This is a genomic window from Hyphomonas sp. GM-8P, from assembly GCF_003263315.1.
In the GTDB taxonomy this organism is placed as follows: Bacteria; Pseudomonadota; Alphaproteobacteria; order Caulobacterales; family Hyphomonadaceae; genus Hyphomonas.
In genome coordinates, this window is the sequence record NZ_AWFE01000072.1 from 149,809 (window position 1) to 160,123 (window position 10,315).

The following is a 10,315-nucleotide window of genomic DNA, read 5'->3' on the forward strand; positions in this document are numbered from 1 at the left end:
CACTCCAAGGAAAGGAGTCACTTCAAATGACTGAAGCCTATATCTACGACGCGGTCCGCACGCCGCGTGGCAAGGGCAAGAAAAGTGGTTCGTTGCACGAAATCACGTCGCTTAGCCTCGCCACGCAGGTGCTGCAGGCCATCCGTGAGCGGAACGACCTCGACACGTCTAAGGTCGATGACGTTGTCCTCGGCTGCGTTTCGCCGGTGGGCGAGCAAGGCGCAGATATCGCCCGTGTTGCTGTGCTGAACGCTGATTACGCGGAAACGACCGCCGGTGTGCAGGTCGACCGCTTCTGCGCTTCCGGTCTCGAAGCCTGCAACATGGCCGCATCCAAGGTCATGACCGGCGAGGCCGACATGGCTATCGGCGGCGGTGTTGAATCCATGAGCCGCGTGCCGATGGGCGCGTCCGGCGGTGCCTGGTCGACCGATCCGCAGGTCGCCCTGAAGACCTACTTCACCCCGCAGGGTATCGGCGCCGACACGATCGCAACAAAATACGGCTTCTCGCGAGACGACGTTGACGCCTTCGCAGTCGAGAGCCAGCGCCGCGCCGCGCAGGCCTGGAAGGAAGGCCGCTTTGCCAAGTCCATCGTGCCTGTAAAAGACCAGATGGGCGGTATCCGCCTCGATCATGATGAGCACATGCGTCCTGATGCGGACATGCAGTCTCTGGCTGGCCTTCAGCCGTCCTTTGCCGGCATGGGCGCGATGGGCTTCGATGAAGTCATCAAGCAGCGCTATCCGGAACTCGAAAAGATCAACCACGTCCACCATGCCGGCAATTCGTCCGGTATCGTCGATGGTGCGTCGGCTGTCCTGTTCGGCTCGAAGGAAATGGGCGAAGCGCTTGGCCTGAAGCCGCGCGCCCGCGTCAAGGCCATGGCCTCCATTGGCTCCGAGCCTGGCATCATGCTGACCGGTCCGACCTATGTCAGCCAGAAGGTCCTGAAGAAAGCCGGCATGAACCCGGAAGATATCGATCTTTATGAGCTGAACGAGGCCTTTGCCTCGGTCGTGCTCCTGATGATGCAGAATCTCAATATTCCGCACGACAAGATGAACGTGAACGGTGGTGCCATTGCGATGGGTCACCCGCTGGGCGCTACCGGCGGCATGATTCTCGGCACGATGCTGGACGAGCTCGAGCGGGCCGACAAGGAAACGGCCCTGATCACGCTCTGCGTCGGTGCCGGCATGGGCACGGCCACAATCATCGAACGCGTCTAATCCTTACTCAGAATAATCGGAACACAGTATCATGAAACTCGAGACATTTGGTTGGGACATTGACGCAGACGGCATTGCGCACGCTGTATTCGACGTGCCGGGCCGTAGCATGAACACGCTGACGGGCAAGGCGGTCGCCGACATCATCGCAATCGCTGACGAAGTCGCTTCCAACGATGCCATCAAAGGCCTGGTCATTTCCTCCGGCAAGCCGAGCGGCTTTTGTGCTGGGGCGGACCTGGGCGAAATGGGCCAACGCGCTGGCGGCGGTGAGAAAAAAGAACTCTCCGAAGCCGAACTGAAGAAACAGCAATTTGACCAGGGCTTTGCCCTGAACGGCACGCTGCGCAAATTGGAAACCTGCGGCAAGCCGGTTGCTGTGGCGCTGAACGGGCTTGCTCTTGGTGGCGGCCTCGAAGTGGCACTCGCCTGCCATTACCGCGTTGCAGCAAATGACAATCCGAAGCTGCAGTTCGGTCTGCCGGAAGCCAAGATCGGCCTTCTGCCGGGCGCTGGTGGCACGCAGCGTCTGCCGCGCCTCGTCGGCGTCCAGGCCGCTCTGCCGCTGATCCTGCAGGGTGAAAGCTTCAATGCCGAGAAGGCGCACGCCATGGGCGTTGTTCAGGAGCTCGCACCTTCTTCAGAAACCGTCGAAAAGGCCAGGGCTTGGGTCAAAGCGAACCCGACCGCCAAGGCGCCGTGGGACGAAAAAGGCTACAAGGTTCCAGGCGGCGTGCCGCACAAATCACCAGGTGCCGGCCAGGTTGCCACGATGGCGAACATGATGCTGTCGTCGAAAACCTACGGTAACTATCCGGCCCAGAAGAACATCCTGTCCTGCATCTATGAAGGCATTCAGGTGCCGATCGATGCCGGTCTGCGTATCGAGACGCGTTACTTCATCAACACCCAGCAGCGCCCGGAAGCCAAGGCGATGATCCGTTCGCTGTTCCTGTCGATGCAGGAGCTGTCGAAAGGCGCGAACCGTCCGGCTGGACATCCGAAGACGGAGTTCAAAAAGATCGCCGTGATCGGCGCCGGCCTGATGGGCGCGGGTATTGCCTATGTTCAGGCGAAAGCTGGTATCCCTACGGTTCTGGTCGATGTCTCGAAAGAGAACGCCGAGAAGGGCAAGGATTATTCCCGCCGCCTCGTCGACAAGGATGTTTCGCGCGGCAAGTCCACGAAAGAGAAGGGCGACGCCCTGCTCGACCTGATCACCACGACCGACTCTTATGACGATGTCAAAGGGGCTGACCTGGTCATCGAAGCTGTCTTCGAAAATGTCGAACTGAAAGCGAAGATCACCGAGATGGCTGAAGCCGTTCTGGATGATAACGCAGTCTTCGGATCCAACACGTCGACTTTGCCCATCACGGGCCTCGCCAAGGCGTCCAAACGTCCGGAGAACTTTATCGGCATTCACTTCTTCTCACCGGTGGAGCGTATGGGACTGGTTGAGATCATCTCCGGCAAGGAAACCAGTGAAGCGACACTCGCCAAGGCGATCGACTATGTGCTTGCCATCCGCAAGACGCCGATTGCCGTGAACGACAGCCGTGGTTTCTACACCTCGCGCTGCTTTGGCACCTATACGCGCGAAGGCATGGAAATGCTGGCCGAGGGCATCAAGCCGGCGATCATCGAGAATGTTGGCCGTCAATGCGGCATGCCGATGGGCGCGCTTGAAGTGTCCGACTCGGTCGGTCTCGACACGGCTCTGAAAGTTACACGCGCGACGGCTGAAGCTGCGGGTGTAGACCTGCAGGGCGATGACCGGACCCAGTTCCTTGCCTGGCTGGTCGAAGACCAGGGCCGTGTCGGCCGAAAGGCCGGCAAGGGCTTCTACGACTACAACGAGAAGGGTAAGCCGGAACGCCTCTGGCCGGACATCAACAAGATGATCGAAGTGAAGGTGGACGAATGCCCGCCGGACCTGAAGAAAGAGCTGACCAATCGCTTCCTCGTCCGTCAGGCTATCGAAGTGGCCCGCTGCTTCGATGAAGGCGTCATCACCGATGCGCGCGATGCTGACATCGGCTCGATCCTTGCCTGGGGCTTCGCGCCATTCACCGGCGGTTGCTGTTCTTATGTCGACCTGATCTGGGGCATCAAGGAGTTCGTCGCCGAGGCTGACCGCCTTGCCGCCAAGTATGGCGAACGCTTCGAGCCGCCAGCTGTTCTGCGCGACATGGCTGCCAAAGGCGAAGGCTTCTACGACCGGTTCCCGCCAGCCGGGACGAAGGCGAAAGTTGCCGCATAAGAGCGACATGAACCGAATAGAAAAGGCCGGAGCATCGCTCCGGCCTTTTTTGTTTGAGCGCTAATGATTTGAAGCGTTACTTGCGGGCGCGAGACCACCAGCCCGTGCGGCGGGGCGCAGACGGCTCAGACTTCTGTTTTGCCTCAGCTTCCAGTCCTGCCGCGCTTTCGTCCATATGCGCGATGACCGCTTCTGCCTCGACTTCCGCTTCGATGGAATCCTGGGCTTCGGCTTCGGCCGACATGACTTCCGCCTGGGCCAGCTCATCCGGTTTGGATTCCTGCGTCTCTGCAGTCGGTTCGTTTTCGACTTCGGCTGGGCTGGTTTCAGCGACATCCTCTTCCGCCGGCGCTTCTTCTTTCGGCTCGGTCTTGCGTGCGCGGGAACGGCGGGTGCGTTTCGGCTTCGGCTTTTCCTCGGTCTCGGTGTCAGCCTCAGCTTCCGCTTTCACTTCGGCGACAACCTCCTCAGCGACGGATTCCGGCTCGATTTTCGGTTCAGACGCTTCCGGCTGTGCTGGCGGTTCCTCATCCAGCATGTCTGGTGCGCTTGAGGCCAGGCCATCGAGATATGCGCCACCATCGGCTGGTGCGTTTTCGTTCTCGCCTTCGGTACGGTCTGAGTTGTTCCGGCGACGACGGCGGCCACCCCGGCGTCCGCGACGGCGGCGCTTGCGCGGGGCGCCATCGCCTTCGTCGCCGGATGCGTCTGCGCCTTCGCTATCGTCTTCATCGGAGTCGTCATCATTGCTGTCAGAGGTTTCATCCTCCAGCGCGACGATGGGCGCGTCGCCATCGACGACTTCCATGCCGGTTTCGCGGTCACCCTTGTTGCGGCGGCGTCCACCACGGCGGCGGCGCTTGCGGCGGGACGATTTCTGCTCGTCGTCATCGCCATCGGCTTCGGTTTCGTCACCAGCATCGTCCAAGTCTTCGTCCTCGATGCTTTCATCGTCCTCATCGGATGGGGCCGGTTTGGATGGCTTCTGCAGGGAGCGCGGCTGTTTGCGCTTCTTCGGCTTGGCGTTCTGGTCGCGCTCGGCATCTATTGTGAAGTCGCCCGGCAGCATCTCTTCGGAAGAGTGGATGGAAACGGCAAAGCCAGCTATCCGTTCGATTTCGATCAGGGCTTCGCGCTTGTTGTTCAGGATGTAGAGCGCCACATCCGTCGGTGCTTTCACCGAGATGGATTTCAGACCGCCAGTGGCCGCACGGGCCTCGATTGCCCGGATCAGCTGCAGGGCTGCCGACGAGATCGAGCGGCGACGTCCGGTGCCGTTACAGGACGGGCAGGGGTCGGACGTTGCCTGCAGCACACCCTGGCGGCGGCGCTGGCGGGAGATCTCCATCAGGCCGAATTGCGAGATCCGGCCGTGCTGGACCCTGGCCCGGTCGACCTTGAGGCATTCTTTCAGCTTCTTCTCGACGGCGCGGTTGTTCTTGTTCTCATCCATGTCGATGAAGTCGATCACGATGAGGCCGGCGAGATCGCGCAGGCGCATCTGGCGGCAGGCTTCCTCGGCGGCTTCAAGATTGGTGCGGGTCGCAGTCTGTTCGATGTTCCGTTCGCGCGTCGCCTTGCCGGAGTTCACGTCGATCGCGACCAGCGCTTCGGTCTGGTTGATGACGAGATAACCGCCGGATTTCAGCTGAACAACCGGGGAGTAGATCGAATCGAGTTGTTCTTCGACTGCTTCGGAAACGAAGAGGGGGTCCTCTTCCTTCCATTGCTGAACCTTCTTCGACTGGCTCGGCATGATCAGCTTGGCCAGATCCTTCGCTTCGCGATAGGCATCTTCGCCTTGCACAAGGACTTCTTCGATCTCCTTGTCGAACATGTCCCGCATGGCCCGGTGGACCAGCCCGCCTTCGGCATTGATCAGCATCGGGGCTTCGGAGGCCAGCGTCTTTTCGACGATCGTCTCCCAAAGCTTGGAAAGATATTCGTAGTCGCGCCGGATCTCGGCCTTGGTGCGCTTTGCACCAGCCGTGCGCACGATCAGGCCCATGCCGTCCGGCACATCCAGTTCGGACACGATGGACTTCAGGCGCTTGCGGTCGGAGCTGTTGACGATCTTGCGGGAGATGCCGCCGCCACGAGGCGTGTTCGGCATCAGGACCGAGTAACGGCCGGCGAGCGAGAGATAGGTGGTCAGCGCAGCGCCCTTGGAGCCGCGTTCTTCCTTGACCACCTGGACCAGCATCACCTGGCGGCGGCGGATGACTTCCTGGATCTTGTAGCGCTTGGAGATCGATGTCCGGCTGGATTTTCGCGCCGGGCGGCGGCCAGACGACTTGGCGGATTTGGCTTTCTTGCCACCATTGTCGCCGTTGTCGTCATTTTCATCGTCTTCGCCGTCAGAGGAAGCTTCGTCGGCCTCATCATCCGCATCCGAGTCGTCGGATGCGCTGGCTTCGTCGTCATCGCCGTTGGAGTCGTCGCCGTTCTCAGCGTCGGCCGAGGCTTCATCGTCCTCGTCATCGTCTTCTATGGCGGCGGCGGCTTCTTCGGCAGCTTCGCGAAGCAGGGCTTCGCGGTCTTCGGCCGGCAGCTGGTAATAATCCGGATGGATCTCGCTGAAGGCGAGGAAGCCATGGCGATTGCCGCCATATTCAACGAACGCCGCCTGCAGGGACGGCTCAACCCGCGTTACCTTTGCGAGGTAGATGTTGCCGCGGAGTTGTTCGTTACCGGTTGTTTCGAAGTCGAAGTCGTCGACCTGCCCGTTGTTGACGATCGCCACACGGGTCTCTTCCGGGTGGGCGGCGTCGATCAGCATGAGTTTGCTCATGTAGAGGAACCTTTTGATCCGGCGCTGCTGTAACGGGCGGTTTTCGCCTCAGGCAGTCTAGCTGGCCGGTCTGAATATTGAGGGAATGGGTGCAGGCACGACCGCCTTCATGCCGTCTTGGCGGCATCGAAAAAGCGTAATTAAGGGCGGCACCCTGGTACATTTGCTCTGCTTTCCGGAGCGCGGCGCCCGCTGACCTGTGTTGGGTGAGCCGGGATCGCTGGCGCGTCATAAGGAAACTTGCGTTGTAGCACGGTAATCCGGCTACGACCCGAATAGTGCCCAATTTTCCCGGCCAAGAAAAGAGTCAAATGGTGAATTGGCTGCTGTTCCTCGTTAGCTCTGGTCAATCGTGGGTTAATGTTCGGTTTGTTATGGAGGCAGTTCGATCAGTCATTTCGTTGTCTTCTGGTGGTAAAAGTCTCAACTGAATGTTGAAATTCCGGGTGATTTTTCTGGCGATAGCCGTCTGCTTCGGGGCCCTCCAGGCCTCGGCCGAGGTGCGCGATGTCCGTGTCGTGGGCAACGGGGCGCCAACCCGAATCACAATTTGGACAGACACACCCCAGGATCCGAGAGCCTATATGGTCGAAGGCGCCAGCGGGCGTTTCGTCATTCTGCCCCTGCACGGGGCTGCCACAGAGCAGTCCGGCAATGGTATGGGCGGCGTGCCCGCGTGGACCGTGTCAGGGTCGGAGCTGCGCTTCAGCCTCGATCGGCCGCTGATGGTGACCCGCGTCCTGACCCTGCCGCCCACCGGAACGGCGACCAATCACCGGGTGATCATCGATCTCGACACGGTTTCGGAGGCCCGCTTCGCCAGCGTGGCACGGCGCGACATGCGCCAGCTGGCCAAAGCCCTGACAGCCCTCAATGAGGCAGGCCAGCGCAGGGAAGTCGCGGCGCTGCGGCCCGGGGTCGGTCAGAAGAAATACGTAATCGTTGTCGACGCCGGACATGGCGGGAAAGACCCGGGCGCACTGGCTGTGACCGGCAAGAAGGAAAAAGACATTACGCTGGCGGCGGCGCTGCAGCTGAAGGAGCTGCTGGAGGCAGATCCGCGATACGAAGTCCGCCTGACACGCGAAACCGATACTTTCATCGAACTGGAAGACCGGGTGACGCTGGCCCGGAACTGGGGTGCGAACCTGTTCATTTCGCTGCATGCCGATGCGGCGGGCCGGGATAGCGTCTCCGGGGCGTCGGTCTACACGATTTCGGCACGCGGCGAATCCCGGATCGACAAGGAAGCCAGCAAGAACGACTGGGAAATCCCGCTTGAGGACGGCACTGCGCAGTCGATTACCGGCATCCTGAAGGACCTGGTGAAGCGCGAGACCAAGACCCATTCCGCCGAATTTGCCGAACTGCTGCTGCCGGAGCTTCAGCAGGCCGGACCTGTGCTGCGCGATACCCACAAGAATGCCGGGTTCTACGTGCTGCTGGCGCCGGATGTACCGGCAGTCCTGCTGGAGCTTGGCTTCCTGACCAACCGGGACGATGCCAACCGGCTGCAGTCCCGTTCCGGACGTCAGAAATCGATGAATGCCGTGAAGCGTGGCATCGACCGCTTCTTTATTCAGCAGGAAAAGCTGCTGGCAGACCGTTCCGGCTGATCCTACGGGGAAATTCGCTTGCCGGGCTGGAAACGAACTGAGACACTTTCATGATGAGACGAACCGGGGCCGTTTCCGCATTTCTGCTGTCGCTGAGCTGCGCGGCGTGCGCCTCCTATCCGGGGTTCGGTCCACACGGTTTTTCCATCGACTCCCCTTATGCGCCCCCCGCCGATGCGGCCGCGCTGGGAGACTTTCTGGTCGCACGCTACGCCGCGATGACCAACGATCCGCGGGAAGCGGCCAGCCGTTATGCCGCGTCCATCGACACAGCGCCGGAATCTACCGGCATCGCCGAGCGCGCCGTATTCTCGGCGCTCCTGTCCGGGGACTACCAGCAGGCCGTACGCCTCGCAGAAAAGGCACATGGCGCAGGAAATTTCGGAACGCTGGTGCGCCTGACGCTTGGCATCGAAGCCTTTTCCGAGGGAAAGGATTCCATCTCCGCCGCTTACCTCGCCGAAGACGGGTTCGGGCCATTCAACCGGACGGTCGCCCGTGGAATCTCGGCATGGCGTATCCTCGGAACGGATGGGGCGGATGCGGCCGAGGCCTATCTGCAGGAAACCCTGACCGGTGATCCACGCCTCGACAGCGCAACGCTCTACATGATGGGCCTTATTCAGCTGTCGGCGCACAGCGATGCAGACGCACTGGCAACGTTTGAGACGCTTTGGGAGTCCGGCGCGCGTCTGGCTATCGGCCTCGATGCGCATGCCCGGCTGCTGGCGGCAAAGGGTGACCGGGCCCGTGCGCTGAGCCTGCTGAACACTTTCCACGACGAGATTGGCGAGAATTCGGCTCTGGAAAGCCTTCGCAAGGATATCCAGGCGAGGCGGGACATACACGTCACGCGTCTGACACCCCGGCAAGGCGCGGCGCTGGCCGTCTATGTGCCCGCTGCGGCGCTGATCACGCGGACGGACGACGACGTCGCCTCTGTCTATTTCGTGCTGGCCCTGGCGCTCGATCCGGACCTGCATGAGGCGCGGACTCTGTGGGCCCAGTCGCTGGAAAAGGCCGGGCGAGAGCCGGAAGCGATCGGCGTCCTCGCGGACATTCCCGAAACATCTCCCTACTACTCTCCGGCGCGCGGGCAGATCGCTTGGGCGCTCCTCCGGCTCGGCCGTGAGGACGAGGCCGTGCAGGTTGCCCGACAGGCGCTGGCGCAGGCGCCGGACCGCGGACTGCAAGTGCAGCTGGCCGAGATCTACCGCGCGCAGACGCGGTATCGGGAGGCAGACCGCCTGCTGACGCAGATCATTGAGGACGATGCCCTGAACGGGCGCGAGGATTGGCGGCTCCTGTTCTCACGCGGTGCGACCCGTCATGCGCTGGATGACTGGGAGGGTGCAGAGGCGGATCTGAAGCAGGCACTACAGATTCAGCCGCACAGCCCTCTGGTTTTGAACTATCTCGGCTATGCCTATGTGGATCAGGGAATCCATCTGGAGGAGGGGCTGAGCCTGATCCGGACGGCGCTGACCTATGACCCGGATTCCGGCTTCATCACCGACAGCCTCGGCTGGGCCTATTACCGTCTTGGCCGGTATGAGCTGGCCGTCTACTTCCTTGAAAAAGCAGTGGAATTAGAGCCCGGCGACCCGACCCTGAACGACCATCTGGGCGACGCCTACTGGCGCAGCGACCGGAAACTGGAGGCGAAATACCAGTGGGAGCGGTCGCTGAAGCTGGAGCCGGCGGAACAGGTGCGGGCGCGCATCGAGGTGAAGCTGCTGAAGGGGCCGGACGCGCCTGCCGTCGTGCAAGCCGAGTCCGACGCGCCCCTGCCGCACCGGCCTTAAGACCAATGAAATCAGGCGATTACAGCGCGCTGGCCCCGGCCAAGGTGAACCTGTTCCTGCATGTTGGGACGCTACAGGCGAACGGCCGCCACCCGCTCGACTCGCTCGTCATGTTCGCAGGCGAGGCGGCGGCAGACCGGCTTTCCGTCATGATCAGCGATGACTTGTCCATGACCATAACCGAACCAGGCATGACCAATCCGGACTATATCGGACCAGTGGACGACAATCTCGTGCTTCGCGCGGCGCGCGCCCTGAAGGCCGAAACGGGCACCTCCAGGGGCGCCACCTTCACCCTGGAAAAACACCTCCCCATCGCTGCCGGCATCGGGGGCGGCTCTGCCGACGCCGCCGCCGCGCTGCGCCTGCTCACGGACCTCTGGGGCACAGACCCCGCCGCCGCCCGCAGGATCGCTCCGGCGCTTGGCGGCGACGTCCCGGTCGCGCTGGAGGGCCATGCGAGCCTGATGCAGGGTGAGGGCGAACGGGTGCGCCGCGCCGCGGGCCTGCCGCGCGTGCCGGCCCTCTTGGTCAATCCGAACCTTGCCTGCCCGACGGGGCCGATCTTCCGCGCCTTTGACGAGGCGGGCGGCGGGGCAGGCTTCCGC

The 10,315-nt window shown here is 61.9% G+C and carries 5 protein-coding genes and 1 pseudogene; 5 read left to right on the forward strand and 1 reads right to left on the reverse strand.

Translation table 11 applies throughout. The annotated features are described in order from the left end of the window. Window positions 1–26: 26 nt before the first annotated feature. Together HY26_RS11055 and HY26_RS11060 are read left to right on the forward strand one after the other, a co-directional pair. Window positions 27–1,232: an acetyl-CoA C-acetyltransferase gene (locus HY26_RS11055; protein ID WP_034766219.1), complete on the forward strand. Its 1,206-nt coding sequence runs from the start codon at window positions 27–29 to the stop codon at window positions 1,230–1,232. Between the two features lie 31 nt (window positions 1,233–1,263). Next, complete coding sequence (locus HY26_RS11060) at window positions 1,264–3,495, forward strand: 3-hydroxyacyl-CoA dehydrogenase NAD-binding domain-containing protein (RefSeq protein ID WP_112073608.1); 2,232 nt, start codon at window positions 1,264–1,266, stop codon at window positions 3,493–3,495. A gap of 76 nt (window positions 3,496–3,571) precedes the next feature. Here HY26_RS11060 and HY26_RS11065 read toward each other — a convergent pair whose 3' ends face one another. Then, a complete protein-coding gene (locus tag HY26_RS11065; protein WP_112073609.1) occupies window positions 3,572–6,286 on the reverse strand; it encodes a ribonuclease E/G in 2,715 nt (904 codons plus the stop codon). Between the two features lie 431 nt (window positions 6,287–6,717). Between HY26_RS11065 and HY26_RS11070 the strand changes: the two genes are divergently transcribed. From HY26_RS11070 to HY26_RS11080, 3 genes and pseudogenes are all read left to right on the forward strand, one after another. After that, window positions 6,718–7,902, forward strand: coding sequence for an N-acetylmuramoyl-L-alanine amidase (locus HY26_RS11070; RefSeq protein ID WP_051599901.1), 1,185 nt, complete (start codon window positions 6,718–6,720; stop codon window positions 7,900–7,902). 50 nt (window positions 7,903–7,952) lie between these two features. Continuing rightward, window positions 7,953–9,707, forward strand: a complete 1,755-nt coding sequence (locus tag HY26_RS11075) for a tetratricopeptide repeat protein (RefSeq protein ID WP_112073610.1) — start codon at window positions 7,953–7,955, stop codon at window positions 9,705–9,707. Window positions 9,708–9,712: 5 nt separating this feature from the next. Continuing rightward, a pseudogene (locus HY26_RS11080) lies at window positions 9,713–10,315 on the forward strand (4-(cytidine 5'-diphospho)-2-C-methyl-D-erythritol kinase); the annotation flags it as partial.

Coding starts and splice junctions, on each gene's coding strand:
- HY26_RS11065 (WP_112073609.1), bottom strand. CDS start 6,286: ATGAGCAAACTCATGCTGATCGACGCCGCCCACCCGGAAGAGACCCGT.
- HY26_RS11075 (WP_112073610.1), top strand. CDS start 7,953: ATGATGAGACGAACCGGGGCCGTTTCCGCATTTCTGCTGTCGCTGAGC.
- HY26_RS11070 (WP_051599901.1), top strand. CDS start 6,718: ATGTTGAAATTCCGGGTGATTTTTCTGGCGATAGCCGTCTGCTTCGGG.
- HY26_RS11060 (WP_112073608.1), top strand. CDS start 1,264: ATGAAACTCGAGACATTTGGTTGGGACATTGACGCAGACGGCATTGCG.
- HY26_RS11055 (WP_034766219.1), top strand. CDS start 27: ATGACTGAAGCCTATATCTACGACGCGGTCCGCACGCCGCGTGGCAAG.